Here is a 17,962-nt window from a genome sequence, read left to right as displayed (position 1 = left end):
AACAAAGAACTGGAAAGAAAGGAGAGCAAAACGGGTATGGCGTTGAGTTTAATGTCAGTGCTTTCAGTACTCTCCCACTTCTTATTAGATTTTTACGTCTCTTTTTTCACTCCCTTGGGACCTTTCATAATTCAGAAATTTCCTATAGAAATTCGTATACTCACTTCCTTCTTGGCATTATCAGCAGCGATAGCTAGTCTTTTGCAAGTTTTCTTTGGTTTCTTTTTCGATAGAGTCAAATACACCAAGAGCTTGCTTTTTACAATGTACGTTTTGGAAGCGATAGGTATTTCACTGATAGGTATTTCCACAAACTTTTGGATGTTTATATCCGCGGTTTTTATTGTTAGAATTGCAAACTCTGCTTTTCATCCTTTAGGTGCTTCTATGGCAGGTGAGGTCGGTGGTCGAAGTGTAGCATTTTTCTCTATTGCTGGAACGCTCGGAGCTGCACTCGGACCTGTTTTCATATCATTTTACGTATCGTATTTTCCGATGCAATCACTTTGGATAGTTGCACTGCCGGCATTTATTTTAGCTGGTTTCATACTCAGACTCAACATTCCAAACAGGACTGTTCACAACGTAAAATTTGATTTAAGAGAGGTTTCAAAGCTACTGCCTATACTTTTAGTTGTTACAGTTCGTAGTTTCCTCATGTCCGTTGTTCACGCTTACACACCGATATATGTTACAAAAATACGCTCGTATTCAATTTCCCTCTCAGGTTTGTTAATAACAAGTGGAATGATAGCAGGTGTCTTTGCAAATTACTTAGGAGTTGTCTTAATGGAAAAAATAGGTGCAAAGAAACAAGATTTGGTAGCATTCGTGGGTATGGGGTTAGCGATATTTTGGCTAATATACAGTAAGAGTGTTATACCAATCTTTGTTTCATTTGTTCTTTTTGACTTTTTCGGATTCTTGCTTATGTCTGCAAACGTTGTCCAAGCGCAGAAAATATTGCCGAACAGAAAAGCATTAGCATCGTCTGTTGCTATGGGTTTTGCATGGTCACTGGGGGATTTCATAGCAACTGGCTACAATTCTGTATTTGGTAACAATGTGGTTTTGTCACTTGGGCTCGCCATACCGGTGGCTTTTGTAGCTTCAATATATTTCGGACTCGTCCAAAAATTTGATACAAAATAATCTGTGTGATAAAATTAGTTAAGAAGCACTTAGACACGATAAAGCAGGAGGAAGATTGGTATGACTGACAAGGACTTTTACAAGAAAAGCGAATCCACTGAGCAATTTTACACAGTTTACATAGAAAAGTACGCTTACGGAGGGTATGGTATTGGAAAACTGCCCGGTGGTAAGTTAGTTTTTGTTGAGGGGACATATCCAGGTGATTTGGCTGAAATAAAAATCGTGCAAGAAAAATCTGATGTTGCTTTTGGAGTGTTGAGAACTTTACTTGAAAAGTCAGAATTTCGCAGAACACCTAAGTGTAAGTATTACGGTGTTTGCGGTGGATGTCAGATGATGGATGTAAAGTATGAAAAACAGCTTGAGCTGAAGACTCAGGTTGTAAAAGAACAGCTGAAACGGATAGGAAAGATTGATGTGGATGTAAATCCGACTATTCCAAGTGATTTAGAGTTCGGATACAGGAACAAAATGGAATTTGCGTTTTCTTACAGCAATACCGAAGGAGTCATACTGGGATTGAAAATAAGAAATAGCAACAAGGTAATAAATATCAACGAATGTCCCATTTCGCCTTCTTCGTTTAACAAGGTGCTCGAAGTCACACCTGAGATTGTTGAAATGAGCAAAGCTAAGATTTACAATCCAAGAACTGGCTCTGGTATGCTCAAGCATTTAGTTATGAGGTATTCCCATTCAAATAATCAAACGATGGCAATATTTGTGACACGAACTGAAAGATTTGATGAAGCTAAGTTTATACGTGCAGAATTGCTTCGAAGAGTTCCACAAGTAAACTCGATTATCCATGTTATGAACTCTTCCGACAGAGTTGTTTTAAGAGGACCGTATAAAACGCTTTATGGTTCAGGTGTTTTGGAAGTAGAGATGGATTATGAAAAATTCCAGATTCCACCAACCGCTTTCTTCCAAAACAATTACCATACAGCGTCTAAGATGATAGAGTACGTCACTAAGCAACTTGACCTAAAAGGAAATGAAAAGGTTTTAGATTTATACGCTGGAGTAGGAACGTTTACGATGAGGTTAGCGATGCTTTCCAAGTATGTTGTTGCTGTTGAAAGTTCGCATATTGCAGTCAAAGCTGGAAGAGCAAATGCCAATATAAACAATTTAAGAAATGTGAAATATGAAGAAATGGATGTTGAAGAATTCATCCGTTCCTACGATGACAAAGCAGACGTAATTGTGCTTGACCCACCAAGAGGAGGCGCTGGGAAGTCCGTATGTGAACATATAATAAGACTCAAACCTGTGAAAATCGCATATATTTCCTGCGATCCGTCGACACTTGCAAGAGATTTGGCTATTTTGAAAGAACACTACAACATACTATCTGTTCAACCATTTGACATGTTCCCTCAAACGTATCATGTTGAGACTGTTGTACTGATGGAAAGGAAAGAATAGCGTTTTTAAAAAGGATTTAAAAATTTTTATGTACTTGAAGTGAAAAGCAGAAAAACTACAAGCTAAACTCCTGTGTTCTTCATCTTCATGAAGAAAAAATATATGCGTTCATTCAAGCAAGCCTTTTAAACGGCTTGCTTTTTTATTTCAAATTACATATAACTGATACTAAAGTGTTATAATAGTAACGAACTCTTTATTTGAGGAGTGAGTAATTATGAATCAAAAACTTACAATATATGCGAGTAAAATTGCGACTAAAGCATTTGATGATTTTCAAAAGAATTATGGGAACTATCTTAAACGTTACTCGCAAGAAGACATTAGAAAATGCCAAGAGGATTTCGAGTATCATACACTTTTTTTACTAAGCTCAATTTCGCTTAATTCAGAGGCACTTTTTCTTGATTATTGCAAATGGTTTAGAGAGTTGTCTTTGAGTTTAGGAATTCCTATAGAAAGCGTTGTGGAAAGTTTTAATTTGATAGTCAAAGCAACACAAGAAATCATTGGAGGAGAAGTAGGAAAAGTTGCTGAAAGGTACGTAGAACTTGGTATCAAAGAATTAAAAAAAGCAAGTGAATCGCAGGAAACTTATTTCAATCCTTTAAAGAATTACCTTGAAGAATACATTAACCTTATCTTTTCTGGCAAACGCAATGAAGCTTTCAAAATGATACTGAATCTTATCTCTAGTGGTACTGAGATAAGAGATATATATAACTTCATCTTTCGTGAAGCTCTCTATAAAGTCGGACTTCTATGGCAATTTGGTAAGATTACAGTCGTTCATGAACATTTTTTCACAGCTTCCACACAACTAATCATGTCTCAGCTGTATCCTTATATCTTTTCAAAAGCTGTACCAAGAAATGGAATTGTTGTTGTCGGAGCATGTGTTAGTGGAGAACTTCACGAAATAGGTTTGAGAATGGTCTGTGATTTACTCGAATTGGAAGGTTTTGACACACATTATTTGGGAGCAAATACACCAGCAAGTGGGATTATTGAATATGCATACGAAAAGAACGCGAAAGCAATTTTGCTCTCAGCTACAATTACATTTCACCTTGAAAAACTTAAGGAAATGATTGAAGAAATCAGAAGTGATCCGAGAATGAAAGATGTTAAGATAATTGTTGGCGGAAGACCTTTTACTATCGACAAGGAACTTTATAAAACTGTTGGCGCGGATGCAACAGCTTCAGATGTTTCGGAGTTAAAAAATCTCTTATTATGTTAATTCTTTTTTTGGAGGATATGTTATGAATGCTAAATCTAAGAGCGCTTTTATCATAGACATAGATACAAACATATTGGATGTCATTTACGATGAACTAAGACTATTACGTTTTGTAAGAGACAATAAATTAATTTCTATTGTCGAACCTAATTCTCTCACGAGGTTTATCAAATTCCTATCGGATTTAAAGAAAAACAAGATCGAAGCGAATTGGGAGGTTAATTTTCTTGTTGATAGTGAGATTTTAGAGTTGACCCTGACCGGAATTGAATTAAGCGGAGAGAACTATCTTCTAATATTCGCACAAACGTTTGTGGAGCTTCATGAAATGCACGACGAGTTTTTGAAGATAAACAACGAACAGACAAATTATGTTCGGGAAATAATAAAGAAATACTCCAAAGATAAAAAAGTCATTCAAGAGAACGAAAAGAATTTCATAGCACTTATGGAAGAATTAACTAAGCTCAACAACGAGCTTGCAAATGTTCAAAGAGAGCTTGTCAAAAGGACTTTGGAACTTGAAGAAGCAAATAGAAAACTCGAAGAGTTAGCACTCACAGACCCTCTAACAGGGTTGCTCAATAGGCGTTCTTTTAAAGATATTTTGATTAGGGAATACTCTAAAGCTAAAAGATTTGGGATAAGGCTCTCCATTGTATTCATGGATATTAATAACTTCAAAATTTTTAATGATACTTTTGGTCACGAATATGGCGATAAGTTATTAATTGATTTTTCAAAAATTATACTGGAAAATACTAGAGAACATGTTGATTATGTCTTTAGGTTTGGCGGGGATGAATTTTTACTTCTTCTTGTAGGTTCTGGAAAGGAGGAGGCTGAGAAAGTTATGGAAAGAATTAACGAGAAACTTCGAAAAAGGTTTGGAATAATTTCGGTAGCATATGGCATTTTAGAGGTCAATACTGAAGATAATATTGACATAGACAGATTGATCAGTAAGGCTGATCTTCTTATGTATGAAAGAAAGAAAAAAATGAAGGAAAAATAAAGCCCCTTGTTAGTTCTATTAACTAAATAAACGAAAAATTTAGACTTGATTCAATTTAATCCTTCTGATAAAATCTAAACAGGTATGATTAATTACAAAACATAATAGATGGGGAGGTATCAATATGGAAATTGTTGCGAAAATTGTCGATGGTGTATATTACGTTGGAGTGAACGACAGAGATACGCACCTATTTGAAAACATCTGGCCATTAACAAAAGGTGTTTCATACAATTCTTACCTTATTGTTGACGAGAAGACGGCACTTATAGATACCGTAAAAGTGAACAAAATGAAAGAATACATCGAAAAAATTACACAGATTCTAGATGGAAAACCCCTAGATTACCTTATTATCAACCACATGGAGCCCGACCATTCTGGTGCCATATCATCGATAGTCCATGCGTTTCCTAATGTAAAGATAGTGGGAAACAAAAAGACGTTTGAATTTATAAAGGCGATGTACCATCTTGAGGGGAATTTCCACGAAGTAAAAGACGGGGACGAAATAAACCTTGGAAGCAGGACTCTTAAATTCTACATGACCCCGATGGTCCACTGGCCTGAGACAATGATGACTTACGATACGAAAGACAAAATTCTTTTCTCTGGTGATGCGTTTGGTGGGTTTGGTTCACTTGATGGTGGGATTTTCGATGATGAAGTAGACATCGGTTACTTTGAAAACGAGATTAGAAGATATTACTCCAATATCGTTGGAAAATTCGGACCTATGGTTCAAAAAGCTTTGCAAAAACTTTCTGGTTTGGATATAAAAATTGTTTGTTCAACGCATGGACCAGTGTGGAGGACAAATCCAATGCATATCGTCAGTGCATATGACCGATGGAGTAAGTATGAGTACGAAGAAGGAGTAGTTATAGCTTATGGAACAATGTATGGAAATACTGAAAAGATGGCAGACTACGTTGCAAGAGTGTTAGCAGAAGAAGGCGTTAAAAATATTAGGGTTATGAACACTTCAACAACCCACGAATCATTCATAATTAACGAGATTTGGAGGTTCAAGGGTGTGATTCTCGGAACATGCACCTACAATAACTGGATTTTCCCGCCTATGGAGAACTTAATTATAAACCTTTCACACAAAGGCCTTCCTAACAGAGTTTTCGGAGTATTTGGAACATATGGCTGGAGCGGTGGTGGAGTAAAAGGTATCGTTGAATACATCCAAAAGAACAAATGGCAACTCGTCGGAGAACCTGTTGAGGTTCAATTCTCTCCGAAAGAAGAAGACTTCGAACGTTTGAGAAAACTTGCCATTGACATGGCAAAAGCTGTTAAGGAAGGTTAAAACTCAAAAAATAAAGCAATACAAAACCTCCGGTTAAACCGGAGGTTTTTTTACGTTCCAGTGTCCAAAGAACTGATTAAATTACTATTTTCCTTGAAATATAGTCTTTTGTTCTGGAACTAAGTTTGGTGGAATCCTTCCTTCTAAAGCATGAATAACGTTGATTGCAACCATTTCCGACATCTTATCTCTTGTTTCGTATGTTGCAGAGCCGATATGTGGTAAAAGGACCACGTTATCTAACTTTTCCAACCCCGGAGTGAGTTGAGGTTCGTTTTCATAGACATCAAAACCAGCACCGGCTATTTTCCTTTCTTTCAAAGCTTCGTACAACGCTTTTTCATCAACAACAGGTCCTCTGGCGGTGTTGATTAGTATAGCGTTTGGTTTCATCCTTGCTATCCTTTCAGCACTTATTAAATGGTAGGTTTCCTTTGTAAGTGGTGTGTGGATTGATATATAATCAGCAGTTTCTATGAGCGCGTCTAAATCTACATATTGTGCGTTATATTGTTTTTCAATATCTTCGGGTAGTCTACGTCTGTTGTAATAGATAATCTTCATTCCAAATCCGAGAGCTCTTCTTGCAACAGCTTGACCTATCCTTCCCATACCAATAATTCCCAATGTTTTCCCATACAAGTCATATCCAAGGAAAAGTTTGGGTTTCCAACCAACGAACTTTCCTTCTCTGACAAATTTGTCAGCCTCCACTATTCTTCTTGCAACAGCTAAGATAAGTGCAAAAGCAATGTCTGCAGTTGCTTCTGTCAGAACACCAGGTGTATGCGTTACGTAAATGCCTTTTCGTGTTGCTGTTTCTACGTCTATATTGTTGTAACCAACCGCATAGTTGGCTATAATCTTTACACTCTCGAGTGACTCTATAAACTCTTTGTCTATAGGGTCTCGAAGTTGTGTAATTATGGCATCGGCATTTCTTGCTCTTTCTAACATCTGCTCTTTTGTTAAGAACTCTTCCCCGTCGTATACATCAACATCGAATTTTTCTTTTAGCATGTTTATACCTTTATCCGGAATTGCGTATGTTACGAATACCTTTGCTTTGGTCATACTCATTGTTCTTTACTCACCCCACCATTTTATTTCTTGTCCTTCTATGAACACTTTTTCAACACGTGACTGAGGTAAAAATGGGTCGTTGTCCCAAATAACGATATCCGCATCTTTTCCGACTTCGAGAGAACCAACTCTGTCTTCTATTCCCAATATCTTAGCCGGATTTATAGTCAGCATCTTTAATAAATCTTCTTTCTTTGCTCCATACTTCATAGCAAGAGCAGCGTGAACATTTGCAAATTCCTGATGTATCACAGGATGGTCAACCATTATTGCTGTCAAAACTCCTTTTTCGTTGAGAATTCTTACATTTTCATACGTCAAGTCCTTGAGCTCTATTTTGCTTCTAAAATCATGGGGACCAACTACAACAGGAACATTGTGCTCAACGAGATAATCAACAACCTTATATGCTTCTGTTGCGTGTTCTATTACGATTTTAAACCCGAATTCTTTAGCTATGCGCATCGCTGTTACTATATCCTGTGCTCTGTGTGCGTGCACCCTTGCTGGGATTTCTCCCTTAAGTACGAGCTCTCCAACTTCGAGTTTTGGGTCTCTATCAAGGAAGACACCGTCTTTCTCTAATGCCCTTTTCTTCTTTTCCATGTAATCTTGGACTTTCATAAAGTAATTCCTCATAACTGCGGCTATCCCCATTCTGGTGGAAGGCATCTTCTTCATTTCTCCGTAAACACGCTTTGGATTTTCGCCTGTTGCCATTTTCAAACCAGCTGGTGATTTTACGATACAGTAATCGACAATGTGCGATTTGAACTTTATGATTGCCCCTTGACCACCAATGACATTCGCACTTCCAGGGACAATCATCACAGTTGTGAAGCCGCCATTGAGTGCCCGCTTAATTGCAACATCGTACGGATTGAACGCATCTATTGCTCGAACGTCCGGGGTTACAGGGTCAGTCATCTCATTACCATCCTGCACAAAACCTATGCCTTCTTCGAAAAGCCCTATGTGCGAGTGAGCATCAATAAAGCCCGGTAAGACATATTTTCCTGCTGCATCAATGATTTCAACGTTCTTTTCTTTCAGATTTATGGATTTTGCTATCTTTGTTATCTTTCCGTTTTCTATAAGAATATCTCCAACAAAAGTTCCAGATGTTATTGTTACAAGAGTTCCTCCCTTTATCAGTTTTTTCATACCTCTTTCACCTCCAAGCTATCTTGTAATATGCGGTCTTCAAAATGATTATAGCACATATAATTCGTAAAGCGAACTAAGAATTCCAGATTTTTCTGAAATTTAACCTTGTTACATGTCCAAAACTTCTGATTTTGTGGTAAAATTCAAAGTAGAATTAAAATAATCTAACAAAGAAAGGTTGAGGGGCTGATGAGATGGGAAATAAGAGAAGTTAATGAGGCACTTGTTGACCAGCTCGCTAGGGAGCTGGAAATTGATCGTTTGGTGGCAAAATTGTTGGTGCTTCGAGGTATAAAAACAGCTGAAGAAGCTAAGAATTTCTTGTATCCGACAAGGAAGATATTGCGTTCACCGTTCCTAATGAAAGACATGGACAAAGCTACGGAGATTTTGCTAAAAGCAAGGGATAACCATGAGAAAGTTGTTGTTCACGGAGATTACGATGTTGACGGTATAACCGGAACCGCCGTATTATACACCTTCCTTTCGGAAAATGGTTGGGATGTAGATTATTTCATTCCTAAGCGTGCGGATGATGGTTATGGAATCCAGTCGCAGTTTGTAGAAGATGCTTATAAAAATGGCGCAAGGGTTCTCTTAACTGTAGACTGTGGAATTACAGCATTTGAAGCTGTTGATAAAGCGAAAGAATTGGGAATGAAAGTTGTGATTACTGACCACCACCAACCCAAAGAAACCTTCCCAAATGCGGATGCTATTGTTAACCCCAAACGTCACGACGAGGAATATCCATTCAAAGAGTTCGCAGGCGTTGGAGTTGCTTATAAATTAGTATCTGCGCTGGCTGAAAAGCTTAACATTCATCCAGCAGTTGTTGATGAATTGCTTGACCTGGTGGCGTTGGGAACCGTTGCTGACATGGTGGAGTTGCTTGACGAAAACCGTTATATAGTTAAGGAAGGTCTTAAAAGACTAAACAATACTGCAAAGCTTGGTATTGTTCGTTTGGTACAAAAACTTGGAATATCTATGATAAGTTCACGTGATATCGGCTATAGGATAGCCCCAAAACTCAACGCTGCTGGAAGGCTTGATTCCCCGGATGATGCCTTCAAGCTAATCATAACAAAGGACGAAGCAAGTGCTACCGAACTTGCCGAGCTTTTATTAGGTTACAATGTGACAAGACAAAGCATTGAAGCAAAGATATACAACGAAGCAGTCCAAATGGTTGAAGAAAATGGTCTCAGTTCGCTTCCAATAGTTGTTGCATACGGTCACGGGTGGCACTTAGGTGTTATCGGAATAGTTGCTACAAGGCTTGTTCATCTGTATAATAAACCTGTTATGGTTATTTCTATTGAAGAAGGTGGTGTTGCAAGAGGTTCTGCAAGGAGCGTTCAGGGAGTAAATATTATAGAACTTCTCGAAAGGTTTAGAGATATTTTTGAAGATTTTGGTGGTCATACAATGGCACTGGGATTTAGCCTGAAAGAAGAGAAAATACCAGAACTAATAGAGGCTATCAAAACGCATATAACGGAAGACGATGTAAAAGTTGAGCCTGTTGTTATGATAGACGAGAAGATAACAATCGATGAGATTAATGATGGTATAATAAGGGCTATTGAATTGCTCGAACCATATGGGCACGGTAACCCGGAACCAGTGTTTCTAATTCAAAACAGTGCTGTTGAAAGATTCAAAATCTTCGGGGAAACTGGGTACAATGTTCGAGTAACGTTAAAGGGTAATAACAAAAGCATAGAAGGTGTCGGTTTTGGGTTGAAAATTCAACCATCTGAATTGTATGGATTGCAACCACAATTTCTTAGAATGGATGTCGTTGGCAATCTGAGAATGGGAGAAAGCGGTTTGCAACTGAATTTAATAGACTTAAAAGTGACACATGTTAACGATGAGGACTTAGCAGACAGGACATTTATACATTCGTTTATATCGAACTGGCGACAGCAAAGAGAAGAAGATTACGACCATCAACGGATAGAAGATGACATATACCAAAGACTGCCGCGCATTGCTGAACTTGTTGAAATTAAGAGGCCTGCATTGATACGTTTCGATATACCGTATAGAAATGCCTTTTTCTTCCATTTGATGAGAAAGGGAAGAACCCTCATTATTAATCCTTCAAGCACGGAGGCGATGCATGTCTACGAAAGCCTGCAAAGACACAACATTCCTGGACTGACCCTTGCAAATTCTATCAATCGTATAATAGGCAGACATTTGGTAACTAATGCTGTTTACGCAGAAAAATTTGTAGATAACCTTTATGATTTCGATTTCATTGTGCTTAACGAAATTCATTTTTTGAGGAACTTTGACCCGAATCTTTATGAAAAGGTTTTAAGAAGGTTTGGAAAAACTGCGTTTTTCACAACGCTATATACATTTGAAACTAATCTCCCAAGTTATGAAGTTAACGGGAAGAGCGATTTTTCAATTGAAGATAAAAGAAATCAACCGAAATCATTAAACAATTCTAATTCTGCATTGGTTTATCTATTTTCAACACACAATTCAGTAGAAGTGTTCTTCAATAATTACATAAAGCGTGTATCGAGCAGAGATACTGTTTTTTACTCGTCTCAACTCGAGCCATTCCAGAGACTGATAATTTCGCATTTAGTGAGGAAAAGAAAGGTAAAAAAACTTATTTCTTCTACCAACAATGATTCATTACCTTCGCTTTTTGGAAAGGTCGAAGTAAGGCTTTTTGACTTCCCGTATACTTTGAGTGAGATAATAGACACTGTGAGCGGCGAGGGAAACATACTCTTGCAACTGAACTACTCGACTCAAGACGTATCTAGGAAACGTGATTCGCTCAGGAAACTTTTCCCAACGAAAGAAGAATTGGAGAGAATTGTGGAAGAACTCAACGTATACCTACCAATGAAATTAGAGGAATTTGAACAATTCCTTACTAATTACAATGTGCCAAAGGGTGTTATCAAAAGTGTTTACAAGGACCTTGCTGGTATCAAGGAAAACCTTGTTTGTGCTGTTGACTTTGAGCCTGAAAAAATAACAAGACTTAAGGAACGGGACATAGAGTTAGGATATTTTGAACGCTACACCTTGCAAATAGAGTCACTCAACGTCAAAGAAATGTTTAAGCTTATCGATGAAAGGTATCTTTACGATGCAGAACTGATTGTCTAAGTCTTCAATATAGGAGCAGTTGAAAAAATGGCATTGATAGCAATTGATTACGGAAAGAGTAAGTGTGGATATGCAATAGGTAGTGTCTTTGTAGCTGAGAGTGGAACGATAAAAACCGCAGATTTGGTAAAGAAAATCGAGAGATTTGACACAGTTTTGTTCGGTTTACCTCTTTCCATGAGCGGAAACTACTCGACACAAACATTTGAAGTAATCAAGTTTGCTCTGAAAATCAAAAATTCAGGAAAAAAGGTTTTGTTGCTTGACGAGAGAGTAACCACAAAGATGGCAAAGTCTTTCGAGAAAAGAGACGACGATAGATTCAGTGCAGAACAACTGCTCTTTGAGTACATTCAAAATCCAGATAGAGCTATTGAATTGAAAGAACACAAAGTGATAGAAGCGCAACCAGTTTCTTGTAATTTTGCAGTGTTTGTAGAGGTCCCTTACGATGAATCATTTTCTGTAAAAGAAGGTATTGGATTTTCAAAAGACCCATACATTGCTTATACCCTTTTTAAACACGGAGTTTTCGTTTATAGGATTTGGCGAGACTTTCGAGAAGCTGTGGTAAATCTTGAAAAAGCTCCAGAGTACGTTATAATGAACATAGAAAATAGACAGGTTATATCGGAATTAGATATTAAAAATTCGCAGGAAATAGTCCTTTTTTTCAAAGTTGTGGTAAAATAAGCTGTGTTAGTGCGTGCTCGTAGCTCAATTGGATAGAGCGTCGGACTCCGGATCCGAAGATTGCGGGTTCAAGTCCCGCCGAGCACGCCAACAATTTCGATACAAAATAACGCTTAAGATAGAAGGAGGCAACTTTATGAAACCTACAAATTCAAAACTCGAGAAGGTAAAAGCGCGTGTTTTCGAAAAGGATGTAGATGCCATTCTTGTCATAAACATTGAAAATTCCAACAGTGTTACCACGCGATACTTATCTGGGTTTACGGGAAGTTTTTCCGCACTTTTGATTACTCCAAGAAGGCACATAATAATAACAGATTCTAGGTATTGGGTACAAGTTAAAGAAGAAAGCACTTTTGAACTTGTTAAGTATGTTCCACCAAGAAGCTTTTTGGATACCATTGTTGAGCTGATTAGAAATCTCGACTTGAGAAAGTTGGCTTTAGAAAAAGAGCGCATCTCTTCAAGTATTTACGATACACTCAAAGAAAAGCTCCCAGATTGTGAATTTGAGGATATATCTTCGTTGGTTGTTGATGTGAGGTCTGTTAAGGATGAGGATGAAATTGAAACAATGAAAATTGCTGTTGAAATCGCACAAGAAGCTTTCAAAAAGATGCTGGAAATTGTCAAACCGGGAATAAAAGAAAGAGAACTTGCGGCATATCTCGAGTATCAGATGAAACTGTTGGGAGCAGATGATATAGCATTTGATACTATTATTGCTTCCGGTTACAGGGGAGCGCTTCCACACGGGCGTGCTTCTGACAAAACTATTGAGAAAGGTGAACCTGTGGTCGTTGATTGGGGTGCAAGATATAAGGGTTACAATAGTGACCTAACGCGTGTGTTTTGTATCGGTGAACCAAACTCAAAAGTTAAAGAAGTGCACAGGATAGTCTTTGAAGCCCAGCAAAAAGCTTTGGAAGCTATAAAAGCTGGCGTTACCGGAAGAGAGATAGATGCTATAGCGAGAAACTATATTCAAGAAGCTGGATATGGGGAATACTTTGGCCATGGCTTAGGTCACGGGTTGGGACTTGAAGTCCACGAAAATCCAAGTCTCAGTTTCAGATGGGATAAACCTCTACAACCAGGGCAGGTTGTTACTGTCGAGCCTGGTATATACCTCGAAGGTGAATTCGGTATTAGAATTGAAGAAGATGTCGTTGTGAGAGAGAATGGCTGTGAGGTCTTAACAACTCTAACAAGAGAATTGATAATCATCTAAGGGAATGAAAATTGTGTTTGGCGAACATAGCAAAGGTGTAAAAGAACCACACCAAGGCAAAGGCATCGGTAAAGAATTATCAAAACTGAATCTTATATCCAGTTTAGGATTCACGATTATAGCAAATATCTTAGTTGGTTTTGTTCTTGGTGCGTTTTTAGATAATTTGTTCTCGACAGCAAGAGTTTTTAAAATAATCTTCATAGTTCTTGGAACTTTATCAGGGGTTTATAACGGTATAAAGTACCTGGTTAAAGAGCTGGAAAGATATGATAAAATAGATAATGTTGATAGTGGAAACGACAGAGCAACTGACTTGAAGAACCGCGAGCATAAGCACAGGGAAGATGAAAAAGATGAGTAACTCTCCAAGTTATGATGTTCTGCGATTTGTGGTAAGGATAATAATCTATTCTTTACTGGTTTCTTTCGTAATTCTTCTTTTAGGTGTGTTATTGAGGCGTTTTAGCTTTGCTTTAGGTGTATTAATTGGCGAGGTTGGTGTTATAATTGGATTAATATCAAGCGTTACAACAAAGGACCGATTTATCAAATTTGGGAAAGGATACCTTAGGACTGGATACTTTTTAAGATATGCTCTTTATGCATCGTTATTCTTGTTAGCATCATTTATTTTGAAAAATCCGGCAGAAGGCATACTGGGGGTTTTTGCAGGACTGATGAGTTTGAAAATAGTGGTATTTCTCTTTGCCTGGAGGTGGAAACCTTGAGCAAAAAGAAAATGAGTACGAAAGCAAAAATACAACTAACTGTTTTTCTCATAATTTACATAACAGTCGGACTTTTAAATGCGAAGCTTTTGACTGCTCCTCCTTCAGAGGCTCTTAAGAACATAGCTAATCGTTGGATTGTGCAGTTTGGTCCAACAAACGCGTGGTATTACCGTATCAACCCTATGACGGTAGTTATGTCTTTTGTTGTAATTATCGTAATACTCGCTTTTGCAAGGTCAGTTCATAAAGAATTTTCTCTCATACCCAGTAGAAAACAAGCTTTTGCCGAATCTTTAATGGATTTCTTATACGAGATTGTTGAAAGTAGTGTTCCAAATGAGAAATATGCAAGAAGTGTTTTCAAAATCTCTATGACTTTGTTCATATACATTGCAGTTTCGAACCTTATTGGTGGTTTCATTCCAGGAATATCTGCAGATGTTTCTATAGCTGAGAATGGTGCACGGACTGTTAAATTTGTTCTTTTCAGCGATACATGGTTCCCACCCACAGGTGATTTAAATACGAACCTTACATATGCAGTTATGGTATTCGTAATCAGCCAGTATTTTGCGATAAAGACAAAAGGCGTGAAAGGATGGTTAAAAGCATTTCTTGAGCCTGTTGCATTTATGCTACCAATGAACATCGTTGGAGAGCTTGCTAAACCTTTGTCACATGCAATGCGTCTTTTTGGTAATGTAACAGGTGGTGGTATACTTGTTTTGGTCATTAGTTATTTAGTCAAGTACATGTTCTTACCACCTTTCCTATGGGCTTACTTCGGAATATTCTCAGGTTTAATTCAAGCATTCGTATTTTCAACATTGGCAATTGCTTATATGTCTTCACAAATCGAAGGGTGATTAAGTTCAAAAACTTACTATGAGGAGGGAGTATTTATGGAACAACTCACACCTGAAGTTATCAGTGAACTTACAAAAGCTATTGCAGTTGCGGGGAAGGCTATAGGTGCAGGACTTGCTATGGGTATTGGTGCTATCGGTCCTGGTATCGGTGAAGGTAACGTTGGTGCACATGCTATGGATGCTATCGCAAGACAACCGGAGTTAACAAACGTAATAACAACACGTATGATTCTTGCCGACGCTATTGCCGAAACAACTGGTATTTATTCTCTTGTTATCGCGTTTTTGATACTCTTCGCATTGTGAGGCGATCCTTATGGATCTTTTTGAAATTAATTTGACAGCTGTTGTTCAGCTCCTTAGCTTTTTATTTTTGCTATGGATGCTGAACAAGCTTCTTTATAAACCCTTCTTCTCGATGATGGATAAGAGAAGAGAGAAAATAGAAAGCGATTTAGCCGAAGCTGAGCAACTTCGTAAGAGTGCGGATGCTATGAAAAAACAAGCCGAAGAGGAACTTAAGGCTGCTCGTCAAAAAGCAGAGCAGGTCATCGCTGCGGCAGAGAGAGAAGCTGAAAAAATAATCGAGGATGCAAAACAAAGAGCTCAAAAAGAAGCTGAAAAAATAATTATCAATGCTCAATCAGAAATTGAAAGGCAAAGACAGGAAGCCATTTCCCAAGTTCAATCTATTGCAACTGAACTTGCAATTAGCCTTGCAATGAAGGTTTTAAAGGATGTTGTGGATGAAAAAGCAAAAAGAGAATACCTTATGAAAATCATAAGGGAGTATGAAAAATGATGTATTCAGCTATAGCTAGTAAATACGCAATGGCTTTGTACAATGTATCAAAAGTTAATAACAAGACAGAAGAATACAAAGACAGGCTCAAAGTGTTGGTGCAGATATACGACTATATGTCTGTCTTTTTAAACAACCAGGCAATAAAGCCTGAAAAGCGTGCTCAGGTTGTTTGTCAATTAATGAGCGAATTAGGTTTTCCTGCAGACCAGCCTTTTAGTCGTTTTGTTTATCTATTGATAAGTAACAAAAGACTGAAGTACATCAAACAAATACTTACGTTCTTTGATTACACTGTCCTTGAAGATAAAGGGTTGATACCTGTTGACTTAACTACAGCAAAGGAATTGAGTACTGAAGAAGAAAAACTGTTATCGGAATTTGTTAAGAAACACACAGGAAGAGAACCTGTGTTCCATGTTACCGTAGATGAGAATTTAATAGCAGGTGTCGTTATGGAATTTGCCGGAAAAAGGTTCGATGCAAGTATCAAAGGCAGACTTGAGAATTTAGCCCGTAACGTGCTAAGAAGAGAGGGGTGATACCTTGAGATTAAACCCTGGAGAGATTGTAAGAGTTTTGGAAAGTAAAATAGCAGAGTATCAAGAAGAAATAAAGCTTGAAGATGTTGGAAAGGTAATTCAAGTTGGAGATGGTATCGCAAGAGTTTATGGATTGAATAACGTGATGGCAAACGAAATGGTCGAGTTCGTAGAAACCGGAACTAAAGGTTTGGCTTTCAACTTAGAAGAGGATAACGTTGGTATCATAATCCTTGGTGATTACAAAGAGATAAAAGAAGGTCATACGGTCAGAAGACTAAATAGAATCATGGAAGTTCCTGTTGGCGAGGGGCTTCTGGGACGCGTTGTAAATCCTCTTGGAGAACCACTTGACGGGCTTGGACCCATTGAATACAGTCAGACACGTCCTGTTGAATTTAAAGCACCAGGTGTTATTTACAGAAAACCTGTTGATACGCCACTCCAGACAGGACTTAAGGTTATAGACTCTTTGATACCAATTGGAAGAGGGCAAAGGGAATTAATAATTGGAGACAGACAGACTGGAAAGACAGCAATAGCTATAGACACCATTATCAACCAAAAAGGGAAAGGTGTTTACTGCATTTACGTGGCGATAGGACAGAAAGCGTCAGCCGTTGCCCGAATAGTTGAAAAACTCAGGCAAACAGGTGCAATGGAATACACAATTGTTGTTGTTGCATCATCCTCAGATCCTGCAACACTACAATACCTTGCACCATATGCTGGTTGTGCAATGGGAGAATACTTCATGTTTAACGGCAAGGACGCGCTCGTAGTTTACGACGACTTATCCAAACATGCTGTTGCTTATAGGCAAATTTCGCTGTTACTTAGAAGGCCACCAGGAAGGGAAGCTTATCCCGGAGATGTTTTCTATCTGCATTCAAGGTTATTAGAACGTGCAGCGCGTCTTAATGAAAAATACGGAGGAGGTTCTCTTACAGCTCTTCCGATAATTGAAACGCAAGCAAACGATATCTCTGCATATATCCCAACAAACGTTATTTCGATTACCGATGGTCAAATATACCTTGAACCGAACCTCTTCTATGCAGGACAAAGACCCGCTGTTAACATAGGTCTTTCCGTTTCACGTGTTGGTGGAGCGGCACAAATAAAGGCTATGAAACAAGTCGCTGGCTCACTTAAACTTGATTTAGCACAGTATCGTGAACTTGAAACATTTGCACAGTTTGCTACAGAGCTCGACCCAGCAACTCAAGCACAAATAACAAGAGGTCAGAGGTTAATGGAACTTATGAAACAGCCTCAATACAGTCCTATGGAAGTTGAAGAACAGGTAGTTGTACTCTTTGCCGGAGTTAATGGCTACCTCGATGATTTACCAGTCTCAGCAGTTCGACCGTTCGAAGATGGATTCTTAAAGTTTGTGAAAGAAAAGTACAAAGATGTCCTTGATGAAATAAGAACGACCAAGCAAACATCAAAAGAACTTGAGGAAAGACTACACAAGATAATCAAGGAGTTCAAAGAAGAGTTTGTAAAAGTTTATGGGAAGTGAT

Annotated in this window: 17 protein-coding genes and 1 tRNA gene; 16 read left to right on the top strand and 2 right to left on the bottom strand. The window is 38.1% G+C overall.

Annotated elements, in window-relative coordinates; genetic code table 11:
• The first annotated feature begins 36 nt into the window (after positions 1-36).
• The 5 genes from AC3M61_RS08110 (at position 37) to AC3M61_RS08090 (ending at position 6,162) form a co-directional block, all read left to right on the top strand.
• Positions 37-1,152, top strand: coding sequence for an MFS transporter (locus AC3M61_RS08110; RefSeq protein WP_500780365.1), 1,116 nt, complete (start codon positions 37-39; stop codon positions 1,150-1,152).
• A gap of 60 nt (positions 1,153-1,212) precedes the next feature.
• Complete coding sequence (gene rlmD, locus AC3M61_RS08105; RefSeq protein WP_500780364.1) at positions 1,213-2,586, top strand: 23S rRNA (uracil(1939)-C(5))-methyltransferase RlmD; 1,374 nt, start codon at positions 1,213-1,215, stop codon at positions 2,584-2,586.
• 217 nt (positions 2,587-2,803) lie between these two features.
• On the top strand, positions 2,804-3,829 hold the full coding sequence (locus AC3M61_RS08100) for a cobalamin-dependent protein (RefSeq protein WP_500780363.1): 1,026 nt from the start codon (positions 2,804-2,806) through the stop codon (positions 3,827-3,829).
• A 22-nt stretch (positions 3,830-3,851) separates the two neighbouring features.
• Positions 3,852-4,844 carry a GGDEF domain-containing protein gene (locus AC3M61_RS08095; protein ID WP_500780362.1) on the top strand — a complete coding sequence of 331 codons (993 nt, stop codon included), beginning with the start codon at positions 3,852-3,854 and terminating at the stop codon, positions 4,842-4,844.
• A gap of 124 nt (positions 4,845-4,968) precedes the next feature.
• On the top strand, positions 4,969-6,162 hold the full coding sequence (locus AC3M61_RS08090; protein ID WP_500780361.1) for an FprA family A-type flavoprotein: 1,194 nt from the start codon (positions 4,969-4,971) through the stop codon (positions 6,160-6,162).
• An 84-nt stretch (positions 6,163-6,246) separates the two neighbouring features.
• Here AC3M61_RS08090 and AC3M61_RS08085 read toward each other — a convergent pair whose 3' ends face one another.
• Both AC3M61_RS08085 and AC3M61_RS08080 read right to left on the bottom strand, forming a co-directional pair.
• The gene (locus AC3M61_RS08085; protein WP_500780360.1) at positions 6,247-7,242 is read right to left on the bottom strand and encodes a 2-hydroxyacid dehydrogenase; all 996 of its coding nucleotides are present in this window, start codon (positions 7,240-7,242) and stop codon (positions 6,247-6,249) included.
• A gap of 6 nt (positions 7,243-7,248) precedes the next feature.
• Entirely contained in the window at positions 7,249-8,409 is a 1,161-nt protein-coding gene (locus tag AC3M61_RS08080) for an amidohydrolase (RefSeq protein WP_500780359.1), read from the bottom strand.
• Positions 8,410-8,601: 192 nt separating this feature from the next.
• On the opposite strand from AC3M61_RS08080, the gene recJ reads away from it, so the two are divergent.
• The 11 genes from recJ (at position 8,602) to atpA (ending at position 17,961) form a co-directional block, all read left to right on the top strand.
• The gene (recJ, locus tag AC3M61_RS08075; RefSeq protein WP_500780358.1) at positions 8,602-11,562 is read left to right on the top strand and encodes a single-stranded-DNA-specific exonuclease RecJ; all 2,961 of its coding nucleotides are present in this window, start codon (positions 8,602-8,604) and stop codon (positions 11,560-11,562) included.
• A gap of 27 nt (positions 11,563-11,589) precedes the next feature.
• Complete coding sequence (gene ruvX, locus AC3M61_RS08070) at positions 11,590-12,255, top strand: Holliday junction resolvase RuvX (protein WP_500780357.1); 666 nt, start codon at positions 11,590-11,592, stop codon at positions 12,253-12,255.
• A gap of 13 nt (positions 12,256-12,268) precedes the next feature.
• Positions 12,269-12,345, top strand: a tRNA-Arg gene (locus AC3M61_RS08065).
• A 46-nt stretch (positions 12,346-12,391) separates the two neighbouring features.
• Positions 12,392-13,486, top strand: coding sequence for a M24 family metallopeptidase (locus AC3M61_RS08060; protein ID WP_500780356.1), 1,095 nt, complete (start codon positions 12,392-12,394; stop codon positions 13,484-13,486).
• 13 nt (positions 13,487-13,499) lie between these two features.
• Positions 13,500-13,850 carry an AtpZ/AtpI family protein gene (locus AC3M61_RS08055; RefSeq protein ID WP_500780355.1) on the top strand — a complete coding sequence of 117 codons (351 nt, stop codon included), beginning with the start codon at positions 13,500-13,502 and terminating at the stop codon, positions 13,848-13,850.
• On the top strand, positions 13,843-14,217 hold the full coding sequence (locus AC3M61_RS08050; RefSeq protein WP_500780354.1) for a hypothetical protein: 375 nt from the start codon (positions 13,843-13,845) through the stop codon (positions 14,215-14,217). The genes AC3M61_RS08055 and AC3M61_RS08050 overlap by 8 nt, the downstream gene beginning before the upstream one ends.
• The gene (gene atpB, locus AC3M61_RS08045; RefSeq protein ID WP_500780353.1) at positions 14,214-15,086 is read left to right on the top strand and encodes a F0F1 ATP synthase subunit A; all 873 of its coding nucleotides are present in this window, start codon (positions 14,214-14,216) and stop codon (positions 15,084-15,086) included. Before AC3M61_RS08050 ends, atpB begins: the two co-directional genes overlap by 4 nt.
• 36 nt (positions 15,087-15,122) lie before the next feature.
• Positions 15,123-15,395, top strand: coding sequence for a F0F1 ATP synthase subunit C (locus AC3M61_RS08040; RefSeq protein ID WP_500780352.1), 273 nt, complete (start codon positions 15,123-15,125; stop codon positions 15,393-15,395).
• Positions 15,396-15,405: 10 nt separating this feature from the next.
• Positions 15,406-15,891: a F0F1 ATP synthase subunit B gene (gene atpF, locus AC3M61_RS08035; RefSeq protein ID WP_500780351.1), complete on the top strand. Its 486-nt coding sequence runs from the start codon at positions 15,406-15,408 to the stop codon at positions 15,889-15,891.
• On the top strand, positions 15,888-16,433 hold the full coding sequence (locus AC3M61_RS08030; RefSeq protein ID WP_500780350.1) for a F0F1 ATP synthase subunit delta: 546 nt from the start codon (positions 15,888-15,890) through the stop codon (positions 16,431-16,433). The genes atpF and AC3M61_RS08030 overlap by 4 nt, the downstream gene beginning before the upstream one ends.
• Before the next feature lie 4 nt (positions 16,434-16,437).
• On the top strand, positions 16,438-17,961 hold the full coding sequence (gene atpA / locus AC3M61_RS08025) for a F0F1 ATP synthase subunit alpha (RefSeq protein ID WP_500780349.1): 1,524 nt from the start codon (positions 16,438-16,440) through the stop codon (positions 17,959-17,961).
• The last annotated feature ends 1 nt before the right edge of the window (position 17,962 follow it).

The organism is Fervidobacterium sp., from assembly GCF_059913585.1.
Note: the sequence above shows the minus strand (reverse complement) of the source record. Positions and strands in the feature narration are given on the sequence as shown.

Bases quoted from the DNA above. Each gene is read 5' to 3' on its own strand.
- AC3M61_RS08050 (WP_500780354.1), top strand. From the start codon at position 13,843: ATGAGTAACTCTCCAAGTTATGATGTTCTGCGATTTGTGGTAAGGATA.
- recJ (WP_500780358.1), top strand. From the start codon at position 8,602: ATGAGATGGGAAATAAGAGAAGTTAATGAGGCACTTGTTGACCAGCTC.
- AC3M61_RS08085 (WP_500780360.1), bottom strand. From the start codon at position 7,242: ATGAGTATGACCAAAGCAAAGGTATTCGTAACATACGCAATTCCGGAT.
- AC3M61_RS08080 (WP_500780359.1), bottom strand. From the start codon at position 8,409: ATGAAAAAACTGATAAAGGGAGGAACTCTTGTAACAATAACATCTGGA.
- AC3M61_RS08095 (WP_500780362.1), top strand. From the start codon at position 3,852: ATGAATGCTAAATCTAAGAGCGCTTTTATCATAGACATAGATACAAAC.
- AC3M61_RS08030 (WP_500780350.1), top strand. From the start codon at position 15,888: ATGATGTATTCAGCTATAGCTAGTAAATACGCAATGGCTTTGTACAAT.
- AC3M61_RS08110 (WP_500780365.1), top strand. From the start codon at position 37: ATGGCGTTGAGTTTAATGTCAGTGCTTTCAGTACTCTCCCACTTCTTA.
- AC3M61_RS08100 (WP_500780363.1), top strand. From the start codon at position 2,804: ATGAATCAAAAACTTACAATATATGCGAGTAAAATTGCGACTAAAGCA.
- AC3M61_RS08040 (WP_500780352.1), top strand. From the start codon at position 15,123: ATGGAACAACTCACACCTGAAGTTATCAGTGAACTTACAAAAGCTATT.
- atpF (WP_500780351.1), top strand. From the start codon at position 15,406: ATGGATCTTTTTGAAATTAATTTGACAGCTGTTGTTCAGCTCCTTAGC.
- AC3M61_RS08090 (WP_500780361.1), top strand. From the start codon at position 4,969: ATGGAAATTGTTGCGAAAATTGTCGATGGTGTATATTACGTTGGAGTG.
- AC3M61_RS08060 (WP_500780356.1), top strand. From the start codon at position 12,392: ATGAAACCTACAAATTCAAAACTCGAGAAGGTAAAAGCGCGTGTTTTC.
- rlmD (WP_500780364.1), top strand. From the start codon at position 1,213: ATGACTGACAAGGACTTTTACAAGAAAAGCGAATCCACTGAGCAATTT.
- ruvX (WP_500780357.1), top strand. From the start codon at position 11,590: ATGGCATTGATAGCAATTGATTACGGAAAGAGTAAGTGTGGATATGCA.